The following is an 18,831-nucleotide window of genomic DNA, read 5'->3' on the forward strand; positions in this document are numbered from 1 at the left end:
CTTGCGCACAGAACCTGGTTTTATGGCGGAAAGCGCTTACCCAGTCGGGTGTAGCGCGATGACTTCCAGCAACTGAGAGAACGGACCACCATGACCGACGTGCGTGAGATCGGCATCATCATGAACGGCGTCTCCGGACGCATGGGCTACCGCCAGCACCTGGTGCGCTCGATCCTCGCGATCCGCGACCAGGGCGGCATCGAACTCTCCGACGGCACCCGCGTCACCGTCAAGCCGATCCTCGTCGGACGCAGCGAAGCCAAGCTCGCCGAGCTCGCCGCGAAGCACGACATCGCCGACTACACCACTGACCTCGACGCGGCGCTCGCCGACCCGCAGTGGGAGATCTACGCCGACTTCCTCGTGACCAAGGCTCGCGCCACGGCGATCCGCAAGGCCATCGCGGCGGGCAAGGCGATCTACACCGAGAAGCCCACCGCCGAGTCGCTCGAAGAAGCCCTCGAACTCGCCAGCCTCGCCAAGGCCGCAGGCGTGAAGACCGGCGTCGTGCACGACAAGCTCTACCTGCCCGGTCTGCAGAAGCTCAAGCGCCTCATCGACTCCGGCTTCTTCGGACGCATCCTCTCGGTGCGAGGCGAGTTCGGCTACTGGGTGTTCGAGGGCGACTGGCAGCCCGCGCAGCGGCCCAGCTGGAACTACCGCACCGAAGACGGCGGCGGCATCATCACCGACATGTTCCCGCACTGGAACTACGTGCTCGAGAACCTGTTCGGCGAGGTCAAGAGCGTCTACGCGCAGGCCGCCGTGCACATCGCCGACCGCTGGGATGAGAAGGGCGAACACTACACCGCCACCGCCGAAGACGCCGCCTACGGCATCTTCGAGATAGAGGGCGGCATCATCGCCGAGATCAACTCCTCGTGGACCGTGCGCGTGAACCGCGACGAGCTGGTCGAGTTCCAGGTCGACGGCACCCACGGCTCGGCCGTCGTCGGACTGTTCGGCTGCAAGATCCAGCCGCGCAACGCCACCCCGAAGCCGGTCTGGAACCCCGACCTCGAAGACACGCACGACTACGACGCCGACTGGCAGAACGTCCCCACCAACGACGTCTTCCTCAACGGCTTCCGCCAGCAGTGGGAGGAGTACCTGGAGTCGTACGTGCTCGGCACCGAGTACGCCTTCGACCTGCTGGCCGGCGCCAAGGGCGTGCAGTTCGCCGAGGCCGGCCTCACCTCCAGCGCCGAGGGCCGCAAGGTCGTGCTCGACCAGTTGAGCCTGTCATGACCCAGCTCCGCCTGCTGTCAGCATCCGGTACCACGTCGGATGCCGCACTCAACGACTCCGGTGCGTACACGCGCCCTGTGTCGCCGCTGCGCAGCCGCGTCGCGTACGCGGCTGCGCACGTCGTGCCCAAGGTGCACGCCGACAACACCCCCGGCCAGCCCGCCGACATCGACTGGGACGCGACGCTCGCGTTCCGGCGCAACGTGTACTCGTGGGGCCTCGGCGTGGCCGATGCCATGGACACCGCGCAGCGGAACATGGGCCTCGACGCCACCGCGACCCGCGAGCTCATCGCACGCAGTGCCGAGGTCGCCCGCGAAGAAGGCGGCTCGGTCGTGGTCGGCGTGAACACCGACCACATTCTCGAGGAACGCATCTCGCTCGACGAGATCATCGACGCGTACAAGTCGCAACTGCACTTCACGGAAGAGCAGGGTGCAGGGCCCGTGCTGATGGCATCCCGTCATCTCGCTCGCGTCGCGACCAGCGCCGACGACTACCGCCGGGTGTACCGGGCGGTGCTCGAGTCCGCGACCACGCCGGTCGTGCTGCACTGGCTGGGGACGGCATTCGACCCGGCACTGGAAGGCTACTTCGGCGCGACCGACTGGCAGACGGCATCCGACGTCCTGCTCGAGATCATCAACGAGAACCCGGCGAAGATCTCGGGTGTGAAGATGAGTCTGCTCAACGCCGAGAGCGAGCTCTCGGTGCGCTCTCGTCTGCCGGAACAGGTGCGGATGTTCACCGGAGACGACTTCAACTACGTCGGCCTGATCGGCGACTCCGGGGCCTCCGACGCCAAGCGCACGCACTCCGACGCCCTGCTCGGCGCCTTCGCGGCGATCACGCCGGTCGCGTCGGCGGCGATCCAGGCGCTCGATGCCGGTGACCACGCGCTGTACGAAAAGATCCTCGGCCCGACCGAAGAGCTCAGCCGCCAGGTGTTCGCCGCTCCCACGTTCTACTACAAGACGGGCGTCGCGTTCCTGTCCTGGCTGAACGGCCACCAGCCGGCGTTCCAGATGGTCGGCGGGCTGCACTCCGCACGCAGCCTTCCTCACCTCTCGCGCATCGTCGAGCTGGCGAACGCCTCGCTGGCGCTGGAAGATCCGGAGCTGGCCCGCGGGCGCTGGCACGACATGCTGCTCCTGAACGGCATCAGCGTGAACGGATTGGACGCATGAGCCGTATCAACCTCGCGGCCACTACACGGATGGCGGGCGAAATCACGGATGGCGGGCGACACGCCGGGCTTCCTCCTGCCAAGCGTTCAAGCTCCCGCCAGCCGTACCCGGCACTGGCGAACGGAGCGACCCGATGACCGTCCCGCATCCCCGCCTGTCGATCAACCAGGCAACCATCAAGTACGCGAACCTCGAGACCGCCCTGCGCGTGACAGCGGATGCGGGCGTGCAGTCGATCGGACTCTGGCGCGAGCCGGTGAACGAGGTCGGCCTCGACACGGCCACCAAGATGCTCACCGATTCCGGTCTGCGTTTCTCGACGCACTGCCGCGGCGGGTTCTTCACGCTGCCTGCAGGCCCGGAGCGCGATGCCGCACTCGAGGACAACCGCCGAGCCATCGACGAGACGGCAGCCCTCGCGGCGGCCGGCGCCGAGGGCTCAACCGCCGTGCTGGTTCTCGTCGCCGGTGGCCTGCCCGAAGGGTCGCGCGACCTGATCGGGGCGCGTGAGCGGGTGCGTGACGCCATCGGCGAGCTCGTGCCCTACGCGCAGAGCGCCGGTGTGACGCTGGCGATCGAGCCACTGCATCCGATGTTCGGATCTGATCGCTGCGTCGTCTCGACGCTCGGACAGGCGCTCGACATCGCGTCCGACTTCGCTCCGGAAGCCGTTGGTGCGGCTGTTGACACGTTCCACATCTGGTGGGATCCACAGGTGCTCGAGCAGATCGCCCGCGCCGGGCGCGAGGGCCGCATCGCGACGTACCAGGTGTGCGACTGGGCGACACCCCTGCCTGCTGACGTGCTGCTGTCGCGTCACTACATGGGCGACGGCGTGATCGACTTCGCTTCGCTCACGAGTGCGGTCGTCGCGACCGGCTATGACCGCGACATCGAGGTGGAGCTTTTCAACGCCGACATCTGGAACGATGATCCGGCCGCTGTCGTGGCGCGCACCGTGGCATCCTTCACCGCCACCGTCTCGCCGCATCTGCCCTGACCGGGCCACACTGAGGAGATGACTGTGCGACCTGGACTGTGCTCTGTGACGTTCCGGCAGCTCACGCCGGAGCGGATCGTCGCGCTCGCCGCGGACGCGAAGCTCGAGGTGATCGAGTGGGGCGGCGACGTGCACGTGCCGCCGGGTGACCCCGAGCGCGCTGCCGCAGTCGCGCGGATGACCTCGGATGCCGGACTCGCCGTCGCCTCGTACGGCTCGTACTTCCGCGCCGGCGCCGAAGAGCCCCTCGCACCGATCCTCGACAGTGCGGCCGCGCTGGGCGCGGACCGTGTGCGCATCTGGGCCGGCCAGCTCGACTCCGCGGACGCGACGCCGCAGGAGTACGCACAGGTGGTCGCCAGGTTGTCGGATGCTGCCGCCGAGGCATCCGATCGCGGCATCTCCCTCGCACTGGAGTTCCACCGCGGCACGCTCGCCGACAACCCCGAGGCGGTGCTGCGGCTGCTGGCCGACGTCGACAGCCCTGCGCTGACGACGTACTGGCAGCCGTCGGTCGACGCGCCAGATGCCGTCGCGCTCGCCGAGTACGACGCCGTGGCCGTGCACACCAGCGCCGTGCACGTGTTCTCGTGGTGGCCAGCAGCTGAGCGTCTTCGACTGGATGTACGGGAGGGCCTGTGGCGGGCGCTGTTCGCTGCGGCCGCCGCACAGCCCGCGCCGCCGAGGGACGCCCTGCTGGAGTTCGTACCCGACGACGACCCGATGCTGCTGGCATCCGAGGCCGCGACCCTGCGCCGCTGGCTCGCCGAGGCGCGATGACCTGGGTCGGTCTTCCCGTCCAGGTCGCAATGGTTGCCGCTATTCGCACGTCGAAGCGGCATCCATTGCGACCTGGACGAGTCCTGGGTCCCGAGAGCGGCATGAAGCACGACCCGCACGCGCCCGTCGATAGGCTCACCTCATGACTTCCGACGCGCGGCGATCGCCCACCCTGCACGACGTCGCCCGCGAGGCCGGTGTCTCGCTGGCGACAGCATCGCGCGTGCTGAACGGCTCCGAGCGCAAGGTCGCGGAGTCCTACCGCGAGCGGGTCGAGAAGGCCGCCGACGACCTCGGCTACACCGCCAACGCGTCGGCACAGGCCACCGCCCGCGGCACCTCGGCCGCCATCGCCCTGCTGGTCGCCGACATCGCCGACCCGTACTTCGGGCTGATCGCCTCAGGCGTCGCGCACGGCGCCGATGAGGAAGGGCTCATCGTGACGATCGCAATCACCGAGCGAGACCCCGACCGCGAAGCGAAGATCCTGCGCGCGCTGCGCGGACAGCGACCGCGCGGCGTGATCCTCGCGGCCTCGCGAACAGGGGACAGCGACAGCACCTCGCTCGCCGAACTCGCCGCCTTCGGCGACCTCGGCGGACGCACAGTCACATTCGGTGAAGGCGGTGATCGCAGCATCCGCATCGACAACCGCGGCGGCGCCGAGCGGCTCGGCCGCGAGATGGCGCGCCTCGGCTACCGCCGCGCGATCGCGATCGCCGCCGACGAAGGCGTGCGCACGTCCGACGACCGCCTCGCCGGCTTCATCACCGGATTCGCGGCGGGCGGCGGTGAGGTCGAGCGCACCTATCGCGGCACCTTCGAGCGCGAGTCAGGCATGACTTCGATGACGCAGGCGCTCGCCGACGGAGTGGATGCCGGCACGCTGGTCTTCACGCTCAGCGACGTCGTCGCGATCGGCGCCATGAAAGCCATCCGCGAAGCGGGGCGCACGGTCGGAACCGACATCCCCGTGACCGGTTTCGACGACGTGCCCGTCAGCCGTGACGTCACGCCGCAGTTGACGACCGTTCGGGTGCCACTGAGCGACCTCGGGTATCAGGCGTTCCGCGCCACAGTGGATGCCGAGTGGGAGCAGCCGGCAATGGATCTCGAGGTGCTGGTGCGCGAGAGCACGCCAGGGCTGACGCCGTGAGCCCAGAAGCGGACCAGCGCCGTCGACGACGGAGTTGGGTGATCCGGGGCGTCGTCATCGCTGCGGTGGTGGGCTTGGCTGTGGTGGTCTTCCGTGCGTGTGCGCCCATGACAGTCGCCTCGTGGTCGGCGGTGTCTGCAGCGGAAGCCCTCGTCGGCGACCGGGGAGAAGTGGACGCGTACATCGTCGAACCGAACATCAATGTGATGCCGCGATGCGAGGTGCGGCTGCAGATGCGCGAGAACGTCACCGCAGACGAGCTCGTCGAGGTGCTGTCGGGCATCGACGGCACGGACACGGGCAGCACCTGCTCGATCGTGTCGGTCCGGACCGAGCATCCGACCTCGCTCGAGGCGGACGACTGGAGCGGTGTCAGCGATGAGGGATGGGCGCTGCTCGCGGACCGGATGCTGCGCAGCGAGTGGGTGTCGATCTACCGGGCCGACGAGCAGAGCGATGCCGCCCGTGACTGGAAGATCGTAGGGGTCAAGCTCGACGGTGATACGGCGCAGGGCGCTGCGGGCATCCGCGAGATCATCTCAGGCGGGCCGCTTGAGCCGGAGCTCGGCAGGACAGAGTGGGACGTGCATTGGAATCCGTCGCGCGCGGATCCGGTGCCCCACGAGATGGGGATCATCTCCGACGTCACCCCGCCGATCGCCGTGGCGGACATGTTCGACGACCTGGTGCCGATCATCGAGCGGATCTCCGCCGACACGGCCGCGCACCAGCAGGACGGGGTCGCCGACATCGGCGATGCCGTCTACAACGTGCAGGTCTGGGTGAACATCGCAGGCGACAGCACACGCGTATCCATCGCGATGCCAGTGCGCGACTGGGGCAATGACGACATGATCGAGCATGAGGCGGAGTTTCTCGCCGACAGCCGCGCGGCGGGGTACGCGGCGGACTTGATCGCCGCCGTGCGCGGGTCGGCGCTGGAAGTCGACGCCGTCACCGTCATCGGCAGTGACTATCTGGTGTGGGGAGACGCACGTGAGTGAGCGACAGTCGCGCAGAGTCGTCATCGCCCCGGACAGCTTCAAGGGCTCTATCACCGCGGCAGATGCCGCGCACGCGCTCGCCGCGGGGTGGCGCGACGTGGAGCCTGCGGCCGAGATCGTGCTGCGCCCCATGGCAGACGGGGGAGAGGGCACGGTCGCGGCATTCGCGTCGGCGGTGCCCGGCGCGAAGCGGATGCCCGTGACAGTCGACGGTCCGGCCGGAATGCCCGTCGAGACGGCATGGCTGCTGCTGCCGTCGACCGCCGAGGCGCCAGGCGGCACGGCGGTCATCGACATGGCCTCCACCTCGGGGATCGAGATGCTCGTCGAACTGCGTCCCTTGGCTGCCGATTCCTCGGGCTTCGGTCAGGCGATCGAAGCGGCGCTCGACCATGGCGTCTCGCGGCTCGTGCTCGGCATCGGGTCGAGTGCGTCGACTGACGGGGGCACCGGCATGCTGCGGGCACTCGGCGCACGGTTCCTCTCCTCTTCGGGGGCGGAGGTGGCGCCCGGTGCGCGGGGCCTTCCGGACATCGCGCGCGTCGATCTCGGCGGGCTTCGCCGCGCCGATGAGGTGCGCGTGCTCACCGACGTCACCAACCCCCTCACCGGCCCCCGCGGGGCCGCGACCGTGTTCGGGCCGCAGAAGGGCCTCACCGATGCTGCGGATCAGCAGCGGACGGATGCTGCGCTCGCGCACCTCGCAAAGCTGCTCGATCTCGATGCGCAGGCACCAGGCGCAGGCGCCGCCGGTGGCGTCGGTGGTGCGCTCATCGCCTGGGGTGCGACGCTCGCGCCCGGTGCTGGAGAGGTAGCGCACCTGATCGGCCTCTCCGACGCGATCGCCGGCGCCGATGTCGTCATCACCGGCGAAGGTGCCTACGATGGCCAGTCGGGCGACGGCAAGGTGCCGTCCTATGTCGCGTCGCTGGCAGCGGATGCCTCGGCCGAGCCCATGCTCGCCGCGGGCCGCATCGACGAAGATTCCGATACCGGCATATTCACGAGCTCGGTGTCATTGACCGAACTCGCCGGTTCCGGGGCATCCGCCCTCGCCGACCCGGCACACTGGCTGCGCGAGGCCGGCGCTGTGCTCGCGCGTCGGCGCTGACGGTCGGCCGTCAGCCGCCCAGCGCAGCGGCCACCACGGCCTGCGCCTCGGCCTGCACCTCGGCGAGGTGTTCGGGCCCGCGCAGGCTCTCGGCGTACAGCTTGTAGACGTCCTCGGTGCCTGAAGGGCGCGCGGCGAACCAGGCGTGCTCGGTCTGCACCTTCAACCCGCCGATCGCAGCACCGTTACCCGGAGCGTGGGAGAGCTTCGCGATGATCGGCTCTCCGGCCAGTTCCGTCGCCTTGACGGCATCCGGGGCCAGCTTCGCAAGCGTCGCCTTCTGCTCCGGCGTCGCCGGGGCGTCCACTCGCTGGTACGCGGAGGCGCCGAAGGCTTTCTCCAGTTCGGCGTAGCGCTCGGACGGCGACTTGCCGGTGACGGCGATGATCTCGGCGGCCAGCAGGCAGAGCAGAATGCCGTCCTTGTCGGTCGACCACACGCTGCCGTCGCGGCGCAGGAACGACGCACCCGCCGACTCCTCGCCGCCGAACGCCACCGAGCCGTCGAGCAGCCCTGGGACGAACCACTTGAACCCGACCGGCACCTCCAGCAGCCGCCGGCCCAATGACTCGGCAACCCGGTCGATGATCATCGACGACACCAGCGTCTTGCCGATCGCAGCGTCGCGCGGCCACTCGGCGCGGTGCGAGAACAGGTAGTCGATCGCGACGGCGAGGTAGTGATTGGGGTTCATCAATCCGGCATCCGGAGTCACGATGCCGTGCCGGTCGGCGTCGGCGTCGTTGCCGGTGAGCACGTCGAAGTCTCCTCGGCGAGCGACCAGCGATGCCATCGCGCTGGGCGATGAAGGATCCATCCGGATCTTCTCGTCCCAGTCCAGCGTCATGAAACGCCAGGTCGGGTCGACCTCGGGGTTGACGACCGTCAGGTCGAGCCCGTGCATCTCGCGGATCAGCGCCCAGTACTCCACCGACGCGCCACCCAGCGGATCGGCGCCGATCCGCACGCCTGCGCGCTTGATGGCGTCGATGTCGATGATCGACGGCAGGTCGCGCACGTACGCATCGCGGAAGTCATACGTGCCGATCGTCGCCTCGTCGATGTCGGCGTGCCTGATGCGCTTCACGCCGGCAAGGCCCTCGGCGATCAGCGCGTTGGCGCGGTCGGCGATCCAGCCGGTCGCGTCCGTGTCAGCGGGGCCGCCGTGCGGCGGGTTGTACTTGAAGCCGCCGTCGCGGGGCGGGTTGTGCGAGGGGGTGACGACGATGCCGTCGGCGCGGGCGGAGTCGGATGCTGCGCGCTCGCGGTTGTACGTGAGGATGGCGTGGCTGAGCGCGGGCGTCGGCACCCACGATTCACGGGAGTCGATCCGGACATCAACGCCATTGCCGGTGAGCACCTCGATCGCGGTGCGCTCTGCGGGCAGCGAGAGCGCGTGCGTGTCTCGGCCGAGGAACAGCGGACCGCGGATGCCCTGGCTGTTGCGATAGTCGACGATGGCCTGCGTGGTGGCGAGGATGTGGTCTTCATTGAAGCTCGACGACAATGCGGAGCCGCGGTGACCACTGGTGCCGAACACGACGCGCTGCGACGCGACAGCAGGATCCGGATGCCGGTCGTAATAAGCGTTGATCAGTTCATCCACGTCGATCAGATCTTGTTCCTCCGCAGGGAGGCCGGCACGGCTCGTCATGGAGATAGTCTGCCCCGCCGTCGTCAGATCCGCACCCTCGTGACGGGTGAGTAGGCTGGCGAAGTGAACGAACGCCGCACGTACAGCTACCTGGGCCCTGCCGGAACCTTCACCGAGGCGGCGCTCGATCAGGTGCCCGAAGCGCGCGGCCAGGACTGGAAGCCGGTGCACAACGTCGGCGAGGCGCTCGCCGACGTGCTCGACGGCACCAGCCACGCCGCGATGATCGCGATCGAGAACTCGGTCGAGGGTGGAGTCTCCACGACCCTGGATGCCCTCGCCGTGCTCCCCGGCTTGCGGATCGTCGGCGAGTACCTGGTCAACGTCAACTTCGTGCTGGTCGCGAAGCCAGGCACCAAGCTCGAGGACGTGCAGGTCATCGCCGCGCATCCGGTCGCCTACGCACAGTGCCACGCCTGGCTCGGCGCGCATCTGCCGAAGCACGCCCATGTGCCGGCCGCCAGCAACGTGGCATCCGCCATCGGCATCCTCGACGGCACTCTGCACGCGCAGGCCGCGATAGCGGCCCCCGGCATCGTTGCGCACCACGACGTCGAGGTGCTCGCCGAGCAGATCGGCGACAACGACAACGCCGTGACCCGCTTCGTGCTGGTGTCGAAGGCGGTGAAGCCGGCCGAGCCGACCGGCGCCGACAAGACCTCGCTGATCGTCGAGCTGCCCGATGACCGCCCTGGCGCGCTGCTCGACATGCTCGAGCAGTTCTCGACCCGTGGCATCAACCTGTCGCTGCTGCAATCGCGGCCAGTGGGCGATGCGCTGGGCCGGTACCGATTCGTGGTGGATGCTGACGGGCACGCCTATGACGAGCGGATGGCCGATGCGCTGCTTGGCATCCGTCGGTTCAGCCCGCGCGTGGTGTTCCTCGGGTCCTACCCGCGCGCCGACCGCAAGGTCGTGCACTATCCGGAGCGCTACGCCGACGGTGTCTTCGTCGAGGCCCGTGACTGGCTGCGTGCACTGATCCACGGCGAGCCGGAGGCATAGGCTCGGGGCTCGCGGCCGCCGCGGGCAGTCTCAGGCTAGGGATGTCAAAGTCCGGTGCTATGACCCGCTCACCCGACGAATCCATCCCGGGCCTGTCACCCGCGAGGGCGTGGGATGCAAAGGTGCGGTTGGAAGGTAACCGAACCGTCAGATGGCATCCCAAGCCGCGCCTGAAGGTCAGCGGCGGGACGCGATGGCGGCGCGGATGCGATCGATCAGCCCATCCGCATCATCCAGGTCATCCTGCGTCAGTCGAATGACGATCCATCCGCGGGCTTCCAGCTCTCGCTGCCGCTGGATGTCACGCCGCCATTGTTCTTTGCTGGTGCGGTGTCCATCGCCTTCGTACTCGATCGCGATCTTCAGCTCGGGGTAAGCCAGGTCGACGCGAGCGACGCACCTGCGCCCGTCGAACACGTCATGTTGCACGACCGGCTCCGGCATGCCGCGGTGCACGAGCAGCAGGCGAGTTTCAGTCTCCTTCGGCGATTCGACGCCGTCGCGAGCGAGGGCGAGTGCCGCGAGAATGCCCCCACGTCCCTGGAAATATCCCCAGGCCTCGACCCGTGCTTCGATGTCACTGCGACTGAAGCGGGGGCGACCGGGGTACAGCCCCGGATAATTGGCGGATTCAGTGACGATCGCATCGATGGAGGTGACTGCCGCGTCAACGGACAGTTCGTGGGCGGAAATGATCAGCGCGGCGACAGGATCGACGACCTGCGTCCCGCGAACCGTCCAGGTCACCGCGCGTTCGGCGTTGAGGCGCCGTCCGGAGACTCCCGCCGCCCTTGGTGGAGTTGCATTCCGCGGCACGGCGATCTCCAGCGGCTCCCGATTCTTCTTCGATGTCTCGGGCTGCCATTCGACCGGGTGAGGGAGTCCCCACAGTCGCATGGCAGATCTGCCGACGAGTCGGTGGTGGGGCCGCATCTTCGGCCGATAGCAGTCGACATTCTGGAGGAACGTCTTCGGAGCGGCGGGGGCGCGTACTCCGCGAAAAGGGCGGACAAGGTCGGGCGTGCTGGCCCGCCACTTGCCGATGCCAGCAGCCGTGGCATCCCGGAGCGCGAAGTGGTTGCCCAGGGACGGAGGCAGTATGATCCGGTGGCGCATCCGAACATGTTGACCCGAGCCGCGTGCCGGCAATTGTCGGTATTCCGGAATCGGTGGACAAGCGGGGGCATGCCCGCTTCTGTGGAGGAGGAGTGGTGTCGCGTCGTCCGTCACTGCTGCATGGGATGGAAATGTGCGGCGGCCGCATCTCCGCACCAGACGAAAGCATCCCCGTCGTGCGGTCGGGATGGATTCCTCCGGTGGGAAGGCCGGCCTCGCCATCGGAGGAACCCATCCCTTGTCGCGACCCGACCCAGGCGCATGCGCGAGGCAGAGCCGCGGCTCCTCAGCCGGCCAGCAGCTCCAGCGTCTGCACTCGGCCTGGCGACGCATCCAGCGGCTCAGCCTCATACGAGCCGGACACCGGCGAGACCATGATCTCGTCGACGCCGTGGCGTGCGGCGAAGGACGCGAGGTCGGATGCCACTGACGTGGCGTCTCCGATGAACCAGCGCTCCCGCATCGAGTCGATCAGCGCGAGCTCCGCCGAGTCCGACGTGGCCGCCAGCCCTGCGACGGCCTGCTCCACTGTCTCGAGCGCGGTCATCGGCTTGTTCTGCCGAAGCCGAGCCATCGTCCGCAGCTGGGGCAGCGCGCGCTCAGACGCCTCGTCAGCGGTAGGAGCCGCCACGACGTTCGCGGTCAGGAACGTCAGCGGTGCAGCCAACGCAGCAGAAGGCTGGAACGCCGTCCGGTACAGATCGAGCGCCCGCTCGAGCCCGACACCCGAGAAATGGTTCGCGAACACGTACGGCAGTCCGTGCGCAGCCGCCAGCTGGGCAGAATAGTCACTCGATCCGAGCAGCCAGATCTGCGGAGCGCCCGTGGCCGCGGGCGTCGACGTCACGTTGTACTCGCCGCCGCTGGTGAACTGCAGCGTGGCGCCTTCTGGCTGCAGCATCAGGGCGATGTCCTGCACGTGAGACGGGAACCGCTCGACGTCAGCTGCGGTGCCCGACTGCCGCAGCAACTGCGTGATCACGGGGTCACTGCCCGGAGCACGCCCGATGCCGAGGTCGATCCGTCCAGGGGCGAGCGCTTCGAGCGCAGCGAACTGCTCCGCCACGATCAGCGTCGCGTGATTCGGCAGCATGACACCGCCCGATCCCACCCGGATCCGAGAAGTGCGCGACGCCGCGGCCGCGATCAGAACGGGCGGAGAAGTGGATGCCACAGACGGCATGTTGTGATGCTCTGCGAACCAGTAGCGGCGCAGACCCAGCCCATCAGCCCTGACAGCGAGCGCCATCGAGGCGGTCACCGCCTGAGCGCTGGTCTGTCCGTGACGGACGGGAACGAGGTCGAGAACGGAGAGGGCGGGAGCAGTCATCATCATTCCCAACCTCGCACATGCCGGCCGCATTCCGAGAAACTCTTGATCCGCGTCCGAGGTCGGCGTAGGCCGAGAGCATGCGCACCTTCATCGACCGATCGGATGCCGGTCGCCGGCTCGCCGAAGAGCTCGCGTCACGGGCATCCGGCGCATACGAAAGAGGCGTCATCCTCGGCCTGCCGCGCGGCGGCGTCCCCGTCGCCGCCGAAGTCGCCCATGTGCTGGACGCCCCGCTCGACGTGCTGGTCGTCCGCAAGGTCGGCGCACCTGGTCAGGAGGAGCTCGCACTCAGCGCGGTCGGCGAAGAGGGCGCGACCGCGCGCAATGACGACCTCATCCGGGCATCCGGGATCTCATCCGCCGACCTCGCCGCGCGAGAAGCCGTGCAGCGCGAGGAGGTCGAGCGCCGTGCGACTCTCTTCCGCCCCGGACGCGCGCCCGTCCCAATGGAGGGTCGCACCGCGATCATCGTCGACGACGGCATCGCCACCGGGGCGACGATGCGCGCCGCCTGCGCGATCGCACGCGCGAGAGGAGCCGCGCGCGTCGTCGTCGCGGTGCCCGTCGCCGCTCCCGATGCGCTCGAGCAGCTGCCCGACGTCGACGAGGTCGTGTGTCTGCATGCGCCGCGTACGTTCATGGCCGTCGGGATGCACTACATCGACTTCCGCCAGACGAGTGATGCCGAGGTCATCGAATTGCTGGCGCAGCCTCGTTAGACGGGCACGCACCCTCAATAGACGGGCACGTACCCGTTACGCTTTCGTGATGGATGCCAGCATCTTCTTCGTCGTTGTCGGAGCTGTCGCGGTAGCGGCCGTCGCACGCAGACGGGGGTGGCCGGCGCCACTGCTTGTGACGGTCGTCGCGCTCGCGGCATCGTTCCTGCCGTTCGTCCCGAACATCTCGATCGACGGCCACGTGCTGCTGAACATCGTGCTGCCGCCGCTGCTGTACTCGGCGGCGCTCGACGTGTCGTTCTTCAGCTTCCGGCGCAGCATGCCGCAGATCCGCCGCCTCGGCATCGGCCTGGTGGTCGTCACCGCGGTGGTCGTCGGACTGGTCGCCTGGTGGCTGATGCCGTCCCTCACCCTGCCCGGCGCGCTGCTGCTCGGAGCGATCGTCGCACCTCCGGATGCGGTTTCGGCAGCATCCATCGGGCGAAAACTCGGCCTGCCGCGGCGGGTGATGACGGTGCTGTCGGGGGAGAGTCTGATCAATGACGCCACCTCGCTGACGATGTTCCGCGTGTTCGCGGCGGTCGTCGCGGGCGCCGCGGCGTTCAACCTCGGCGAGACGATCTGGCAGTTCCTGCTCGCGGTGATCGTCGGCGTGGCCGTCGGCATGGTGTTCGGCATGGTGCTGCATCAGCTGCGCATGCGCGTTGACGATCCGGTCGTCAACGGCACGTTCGGGCTGCTGGCTCCGTTCGGCGCCTACGGCATCGCCGAGCAGCTGGGCGGCTCGGGCGTGCTGGCGGTGGTCGCGATGGGACTCTACGTCGGCTTCAACGCACCCAAGACCAGTTACACGAACCGCATGCAGGAGGCGCCGCTGTGGCTGTCGGCCGACTTCCTGCTGGAATCGTTCGTCTTCGCCTACATCGGACTGCAGCTGCCGCGAGTGCTCGGTGATCTGCAGGACGGCGATGTCGGCCCGATCATCGTGCTGTCGCTGATCGTGCTGCTGGTCGTGCTCGTGGTGCGTCCCGCGTTCGTCTACCCGGCCGACATGTGGGGGCAGTGGTGGTTGAAGCAGCGCCTGCGCAAGTGGGAGAGGGTCGCGTCGCACCAGGCGCGCTTGCCCGCTGACGAGGCCCACCGACGGCGGCAGCCCCTCACCATGGAGCAGGTGCGCGCGCAGCTTGCCGAGACGAAGCTCTCGTGGCGCGACAACGCCGTGATCTCGTGGGCCGGCATGCGTGGCGTTGTCACGCTGGCGACGGCGCTCGCCGCGGCGGACCTTGCGGGACTGGATGCTCAGGCCGAGCACGCCATCGTCGTGGTCGCCTTCGTCGTGACCGTGGGCACACTGCTGCTGCAGGGGCTGACGCTGCCGTGGCTGATCCGGGTGCTCGGCGTGGTCGACGACAAGGAGGCGCAGGAGGATGCCAGGCAGGTGGCGGCTGTGCGCCAGCGCAGTCGCGAGGCAGGCAAGGCGTACCTGCGTGAGATGCGGCGCGAGTGGGCGAAGGAGTACGGCGAGGATCGCCTGCCTGCATTCGATAAGTTCGCGCAGCGGCTCGTGCGGGTGGAGTCGGATGCGGAAAGCGCGCAGCTGGACGATCACGCGCTGCCGACGCACGACGAGCTCGCGGCGATGTCGCGCAAGTGGCTGTCGGTGCGCCGACAGCTGCTGCTGGAGGAGCGGGATGCCGGCAACCTCAGCGAAGAGGTGATGCACGAGCTCATCGCGGCGATGGATGCTGAAGAGCTGGCGCTGGATGCGAGGATCGCGACCCGCGGGCCAGGTTCCTGACGCACAAGCGCCCCGCCCCAAGAAGGGGCGAGGCGCCTGTGACGTGGAGAGCGGTGAGGGTCAGCCCGCGGTGACCGGCTCCTTCGTGGCGTCCGGCTCACCAGCATCCGACGCTTCGGTCTCCGAGTCGTCGTCGAGGTCCTCGGCGAAGGGGAGGCCGTTGCGGGGAGCGTTGTAGAGCTCCTCATCGAGGATGCCCTCGCGCTTGGCGACGATGGTCGGGACCAGCGCCTGACCTGCGACGTTGACCGCGGTGCGGCCCATGTCGAGGATCGGGTCGATGGCGAGCAGCAGGCCGACGCCCTCGAGGGGCAGGCCGAGGGTCGACAGGGTCAGTGTGAGCATGACGACGGCACCGGTGGTGCCAGCGGTGGCTGCCGAGCCGACCACCGAGACGATGATGATCAGCAGGTACTGCACGAGGTTCAGCTGGATGTCGAAGAACTGCGCGACGAAGATCGCGGCGATCGCGGGGTAGATGGCGGCGCAGCCGTCCATCTTGGTGGTCGCACCCAGCGGCACGGCGAACGACGCGTAGGCACGGGGCACGCCGAGGTTGCGCTCGGTGACGCGCTCGGTCAGCGGCAGGGTGCCGATCGAGGAGCGGCTGACGAACGCCAGCTGCACAGCGGGCCACACACCGGAGAAGTACTGCTTGATCGACAGGCCGTGGGTCTTGATGAGGATCGGGTAGACGACGAACAGCACCAGGGCGAGGCCGATGTAGATGGCACCGGCGAACCAAGCGAGCGAGGTGAGCTTGTCCCAGCCGTACTTGACGACCGCGGCGCCGATGAGGCCGAAGGTGCCGATCGGGGCGATGCGGATGATCCACCACAGCACGCGCTGGATGACCTTCAGCAGCGACTCGGTGAAGGCGAGGAACGGCTCGGCCTTCTTGCCCGCCTTGAGCGCGGCGATGCCGACGGCTGCGGCGACGACGATGACCTGCAGGATGTTGAATCCCACGTTGGCTGAGATCGCGCCGGTCGGGTCCTGACCCGCCGAGACCGTCAGGCCGAGGAAGTTCTGCGGGATCAGACCGAGCAGGAAGTTCCACCAGGTGCCGACCGTGTACGGGTCGCCGGTCTCGAGCCCAGCGCCGGCGCGAGCGCCCGGCTGGATGACGAGGCCGAGCACGATGCCGATCGACACGGCGATGAACGCGGTGATCGCGAACCACAGCAGCGTCTGACCCGCGAGGCGCGCGGCGTTCTGCACACGCCGCAGGTTGGCGATGCTCGCGACGATCGCCGTGAAGATCAGCGGAACGACCGCGGCCTTGAGGATCGTGACGTACGAGCTGCCGATGGTGTCGAGGGTGACGAACAGCGCCGTCTTGTTCTCTGCGCTCGCTCCGGTCGCGACCGCGATGAGGCCGGCGGCGATGCCGAGCACGAGGGCGGCGATGATCTGGAACCCGAAGGAGGTCAGCAGCTTGCGCACCGGGCCTCGGGTGTCGGGCGCCTTGGCGGCGCGGGTGGTGCTGCTCACGGGGGTCTCCATGTTCGCTGTCTTCGCGCGCCTTGTGCGCGCCACGTGGATCCAACGTTATGAGCGCCACACCATTCCCTGGGCGGGGATGACGAAGAATGACGAAGGGCGAGGACCAGTTGTTCGCGTCACCGCTTGCGGCGGCGCAGGATCCCCATCGCGATCAGCACCAGTCCCACGATCAGGACGATCGGGCCGATCGTGCCCCAGAGTGAAGAGCCACTCATCACCGAGCCCTGCAGCACGTTCAGGCCCTGCAGCATCCACACCACACCGATGGCCACAAGGACGATGCCTGCGACCAAGAACGGCCAGGTTCGCTTCATCGCACACCTCATTGCTGCATCGGGAGCTGCTGTTCCGCTAATCCTGCATCGACGAACGTGCACCCGCAAGGGGTGCATTCAGCGCTCGGCCACGACCAGCAGCTCACCCACTTCGCACTCCAGCGCGTCGCAGATCGCCCGCAGCGTCGAATAGCGGATCGCCCGCGCGCGGTCGTTCTTCAGCACCGACAGGTTCACGATGCTCACTCCCACTCGCGAGCTCAGCTCGGTGAGGGTCATGTTGCGTTCTGCAAGCAGCTCGTCGAGACGGCAGTGGATGCCAGTGAACTCGTCGTCCGCGTCGGCGGGGCTCATATCAGGCCGTCCGTCTCACGCTTGAGCGTCTCGCGCTCCTCCTGTAGCCGGTGTCCGTGCCGGAACACCGCCGCCAGCGCGGCGAGCACCAACGCAGCGGCGAACGGCCAGATCTGCACCGTCAATTCGAACGTCGGCGACGCCACGAGTCCTGCATCCGCGCGCTCGAAGGGCAGTACGGCCTGCGCGGCCAGGGTCTGTGAGATGGGATCGATCAGGTCGCGAACGATTCCGGCGACCAGCACGACGAGCGATGAGACCCACAGCGTCTTCGCCACTCGCGGAGCGAACGGATCGCCCAGCGCGGCCTTCACCGTGATCGCGCGCACGACGACCGCCGGCAACGCGGCCAGTGCGATGTTGAGCACCTGCACGCTGACGAACAGGAGCCGGATGCCCAGGGGCAGGCCAACGATCTCCAACTGGGTCCCGTTCGAGTAGCCGCCGATCAGTGCCGGAAGGCCATCATCAACGGCATCGGGGTCGTTGAAGCCCTTGCCGCCACTCCACGTTCCGTCCGGCTCGCTCCAATCCACGCCGGCGCCCGAGGTCAGCACGTTCGAACCGGCCAGGCTCTGCCATGTCACGAACACCACCGCGACCGCGCAGAGCACGAGCCAGACGAACGACAACGACGCTGCGACATCCAGCGCCACGGAAGAGCTGCCCGCTTTCTTCGCCCGGACGCCCACGATCGAGGCGATCAGGCCGACGACGACGAGTGCGAGCAGCACCTGCGACAGGCCGGACGCGAGGTCCGACGTTCCCACGCTGAACATCACACGAGCCCTTCCGTGTCGCGCTGCATGCGCTGGCCCGTCGCGAACGCCATTGCGATCAGTGCGAGGGCGAAGCCCCAACCGAGTGGCGCGAGATCGAGGTCGATCGAGAACACCGCGAATGTGTCGTAGATCGACGGATCGTCGGATCCGAGCCGATCGACGATCATGGCTCGACCGATCGCTCCGCACAGCTGGCCGAACATGCCACCGGCGACGACGAGGCAGGCTGCGATTCCGATGGTCGTCGACATGGTCTTGCGGAACGCCCGTCCGCGGATCAGCGAGACGCCCAGCCACCAAGCCACGGCGCACACACCGATGGTCGCCAGCGCCGGCAGTGCGCCCTCGAGCAGCAGCATCCACCGTGCCCCGGCCGAGAGCGTCGTGAAGGTGACGTCGGCCTGAGAGTAGTCGGCAGAGCGGATGCCATCGACGCCGGCCAGCGACGAGACCGCACCCCCGGTGACGGGCATCCGCACAGCAACCTCGGAGCCGAACACCTCGAACGCCCCCTTGATCACCGCGACGAGTGCCGCGATGCCGACGCTCACCGCGCCCGTGGCGATGAGCCCCAGTCCGAATCCGTCCGCTCGCGACACCGGCCGTCCAGTGTTCCCCGTCATGATCACCCTCCATATCGATATTCGTTGTTATCGACTTTCGTTAAGGTAACGACAATCGATATGAGTGTCAATAGCTTTCTCCCCATTCGCCGGGCGGCCGAGCGATCGTCGCAGAACCCCAGGGCGCGGGGACGTTCCCGGAGTGAGCATCGGGGAGGGACCCGCGAAGCGGGAGGGGCACCCGCTCTGCGAGCGAAGGGAACGTCCCGGAGCCCGCCC

General features: G+C 68.1%; 18 protein-coding genes. 10 read left to right on the plus strand and 8 right to left on the minus strand.

The genetic code is table 11. The features are described 5' to 3' along the window. Positions 1-90 precede the first annotated feature (90 nt). The 7 genes from MNR00_RS02770 to MNR00_RS02800 all read left to right on the plus strand — a co-directional run bounded on the left by MNR00_RS02770 (position 91) and on the right by MNR00_RS02800 (position 7,486). A complete protein-coding gene (locus MNR00_RS02770) occupies positions 91-1,248 on the plus strand; it encodes a Gfo/Idh/MocA family oxidoreductase (protein WP_241927654.1) in 1,158 nt (385 codons plus the stop codon). Then, positions 1,245-2,435 carry a dihydrodipicolinate synthase family protein gene (locus MNR00_RS02775; RefSeq protein ID WP_241927655.1) on the plus strand — a complete coding sequence of 397 codons (1,191 nt, stop codon included), beginning with the start codon at positions 1,245-1,247 and terminating at the stop codon, positions 2,433-2,435. Before MNR00_RS02770 ends, MNR00_RS02775 begins: the two co-directional genes overlap by 4 nt. A gap of 133 nt (positions 2,436-2,568) precedes the next feature. After that, positions 2,569-3,435, plus strand: a complete 867-nt coding sequence (locus tag MNR00_RS02780; RefSeq protein WP_241927656.1) for a sugar phosphate isomerase/epimerase family protein — start codon at positions 2,569-2,571, stop codon at positions 3,433-3,435. Positions 3,436-3,453: 18 nt separating this feature from the next. Beyond that, positions 3,454-4,215 carry a TIM barrel protein gene (locus tag MNR00_RS02785; RefSeq protein ID WP_241927657.1) on the plus strand — a complete coding sequence of 254 codons (762 nt, stop codon included), beginning with the start codon at positions 3,454-3,456 and terminating at the stop codon, positions 4,213-4,215. Between the two features lie 142 nt (positions 4,216-4,357). Beyond that, entirely contained in the window at positions 4,358-5,371 is a 1,014-nt protein-coding gene (locus MNR00_RS02790; protein WP_241927658.1) for a LacI family DNA-binding transcriptional regulator, read from the plus strand. Then, the gene (locus MNR00_RS02795; RefSeq protein ID WP_241927659.1) at positions 5,368-6,375 is read left to right on the plus strand and encodes a hypothetical protein; all 1,008 of its coding nucleotides are present in this window, start codon (positions 5,368-5,370) and stop codon (positions 6,373-6,375) included. The genes MNR00_RS02790 and MNR00_RS02795 overlap by 4 nt, the downstream gene beginning before the upstream one ends. Continuing rightward, positions 6,368-7,486, plus strand: a complete 1,119-nt coding sequence (locus MNR00_RS02800) for a glycerate kinase (protein WP_241927660.1) — start codon at positions 6,368-6,370, stop codon at positions 7,484-7,486. Before MNR00_RS02795 ends, MNR00_RS02800 begins: the two co-directional genes overlap by 8 nt. 10 nt (positions 7,487-7,496) lie before the next feature. Here MNR00_RS02800 and pgm read toward each other — a convergent pair whose 3' ends face one another. Continuing rightward, positions 7,497-9,140 (minus strand): phosphoglucomutase (alpha-D-glucose-1,6-bisphosphate-dependent), encoded by a 1,644-nt coding sequence (gene pgm / locus MNR00_RS02805; protein ID WP_241927661.1) that lies wholly within the window; start codon positions 9,138-9,140, stop codon positions 7,497-7,499. A gap of 63 nt (positions 9,141-9,203) precedes the next feature. Between pgm and pheA the strand changes: the two genes are divergently transcribed. Beyond that, positions 9,204-10,145 (plus strand): prephenate dehydratase, encoded by a 942-nt coding sequence (pheA, locus tag MNR00_RS02810; protein WP_241927662.1) that lies wholly within the window; start codon positions 9,204-9,206, stop codon positions 10,143-10,145. A gap of 177 nt (positions 10,146-10,322) precedes the next feature. On the opposite strand, the gene MNR00_RS02815 is transcribed toward pheA, so the two are convergent. Further along, positions 10,323-11,042, minus strand: a complete 720-nt coding sequence (locus tag MNR00_RS02815; protein WP_241927663.1) for a DUF559 domain-containing protein — start codon at positions 11,040-11,042, stop codon at positions 10,323-10,325. 505 nt (positions 11,043-11,547) lie between these two features. Then, on the minus strand, positions 11,548-12,591 hold the full coding sequence (locus MNR00_RS02820; protein ID WP_241927664.1) for an LLM class flavin-dependent oxidoreductase: 1,044 nt from the start codon (positions 12,589-12,591) through the stop codon (positions 11,548-11,550). An 80-nt stretch (positions 12,592-12,671) separates the two neighbouring features. Between MNR00_RS02820 and MNR00_RS02825 the strand changes: the two genes are divergently transcribed. Both MNR00_RS02825 and MNR00_RS02830 read left to right on the plus strand, forming a co-directional pair. Further along, a complete protein-coding gene (locus MNR00_RS02825; RefSeq protein ID WP_241927665.1) occupies positions 12,672-13,313 on the plus strand; it encodes a phosphoribosyltransferase family protein in 642 nt (213 codons plus the stop codon). A 49-nt stretch (positions 13,314-13,362) separates the two neighbouring features. Then, positions 13,363-15,072, plus strand: coding sequence for a cation:proton antiporter (locus MNR00_RS02830; protein WP_241927666.1), 1,710 nt, complete (start codon positions 13,363-13,365; stop codon positions 15,070-15,072). Between the two features lie 60 nt (positions 15,073-15,132). Here MNR00_RS02830 and MNR00_RS02835 read toward each other — a convergent pair whose 3' ends face one another. The 5 genes from MNR00_RS02835 to MNR00_RS02855 form a co-directional block, all read right to left on the minus strand. Further along, positions 15,133-16,506 (minus strand): dicarboxylate/amino acid:cation symporter, encoded by a 1,374-nt coding sequence (locus MNR00_RS02835; RefSeq protein WP_241928746.1) that lies wholly within the window; start codon positions 16,504-16,506, stop codon positions 15,133-15,135. Between the two features lie 188 nt (positions 16,507-16,694). Continuing rightward, the gene (locus MNR00_RS02840; protein ID WP_241927667.1) at positions 16,695-16,892 is read right to left on the minus strand and encodes a hypothetical protein; all 198 of its coding nucleotides are present in this window, start codon (positions 16,890-16,892) and stop codon (positions 16,695-16,697) included. A gap of 78 nt (positions 16,893-16,970) precedes the next feature. After that, positions 16,971-17,207, minus strand: a complete 237-nt coding sequence (locus MNR00_RS02845; RefSeq protein WP_241927668.1) for a helix-turn-helix transcriptional regulator — start codon at positions 17,205-17,207, stop codon at positions 16,971-16,973. Further along, positions 17,204-17,986, minus strand: coding sequence for a hypothetical protein (locus tag MNR00_RS02850; RefSeq protein ID WP_241927669.1), 783 nt, complete (start codon positions 17,984-17,986; stop codon positions 17,204-17,206). The genes MNR00_RS02845 and MNR00_RS02850 overlap by 4 nt, the downstream gene beginning before the upstream one ends. Then, entirely contained in the window at positions 17,986-18,612 is a 627-nt protein-coding gene (locus tag MNR00_RS02855; RefSeq protein ID WP_241927670.1) for a hypothetical protein, read from the minus strand. The genes MNR00_RS02850 and MNR00_RS02855 overlap by 1 nt, the downstream gene beginning before the upstream one ends. Positions 18,613-18,831 lie beyond the last annotated feature (219 nt).

Origin of the sequence: Microbacterium sp. H1-D42 (assembly GCF_022637555.1) — a bacterium.
GTDB lineage: Bacteria > Actinomycetota > Actinomycetes > Actinomycetales > Microbacteriaceae > Microbacterium.

What these genes read in the sequence shown, in the direction of transcription:
- MNR00_RS02780 (WP_241927656.1), top strand. Translation starts at nt 2,569, where the DNA reads ATGACCGTCCCGCATCCCCGCCTGTCGATCAACCAGGCAACCATCAAG.
- MNR00_RS02770 (WP_241927654.1), top strand. Translation starts at nt 91, where the DNA reads ATGACCGACGTGCGTGAGATCGGCATCATCATGAACGGCGTCTCCGGA.
- MNR00_RS02845 (WP_241927668.1), bottom strand. Translation starts at nt 17,207, where the DNA reads ATGAGCCCCGCCGACGCGGACGACGAGTTCACTGGCATCCACTGCCGT.
- MNR00_RS02820 (WP_241927664.1), bottom strand. Translation starts at nt 12,591, where the DNA reads ATGACTGCTCCCGCCCTCTCCGTTCTCGACCTCGTTCCCGTCCGTCAC.
- pgm (WP_241927661.1), bottom strand. Translation starts at nt 9,140, where the DNA reads ATGACGAGCCGTGCCGGCCTCCCTGCGGAGGAACAAGATCTGATCGAC.
- MNR00_RS02850 (WP_241927669.1), bottom strand. Translation starts at nt 17,986, where the DNA reads ATGTTCAGCGTGGGAACGTCGGACCTCGCGTCCGGCCTGTCGCAGGTG.
- MNR00_RS02785 (WP_241927657.1), top strand. Translation starts at nt 3,454, where the DNA reads ATGACTGTGCGACCTGGACTGTGCTCTGTGACGTTCCGGCAGCTCACG.
- MNR00_RS02815 (WP_241927663.1), bottom strand. Translation starts at nt 11,042, where the DNA reads ATGCGACTGTGGGGACTCCCTCACCCGGTCGAATGGCAGCCCGAGACA.
- MNR00_RS02825 (WP_241927665.1), top strand. Translation starts at nt 12,672, where the DNA reads ATGCGCACCTTCATCGACCGATCGGATGCCGGTCGCCGGCTCGCCGAA.
- MNR00_RS02840 (WP_241927667.1), bottom strand. Translation starts at nt 16,892, where the DNA reads ATGAAGCGAACCTGGCCGTTCTTGGTCGCAGGCATCGTCCTTGTGGCC.
- MNR00_RS02775 (WP_241927655.1), top strand. Translation starts at nt 1,245, where the DNA reads ATGACCCAGCTCCGCCTGCTGTCAGCATCCGGTACCACGTCGGATGCC.
- MNR00_RS02830 (WP_241927666.1), top strand. Translation starts at nt 13,363, where the DNA reads ATGGATGCCAGCATCTTCTTCGTCGTTGTCGGAGCTGTCGCGGTAGCG.
- MNR00_RS02855 (WP_241927670.1), bottom strand. Translation starts at nt 18,612, where the DNA reads ATGACGGGGAACACTGGACGGCCGGTGTCGCGAGCGGACGGATTCGGA.
- MNR00_RS02790 (WP_241927658.1), top strand. Translation starts at nt 4,358, where the DNA reads ATGACTTCCGACGCGCGGCGATCGCCCACCCTGCACGACGTCGCCCGC.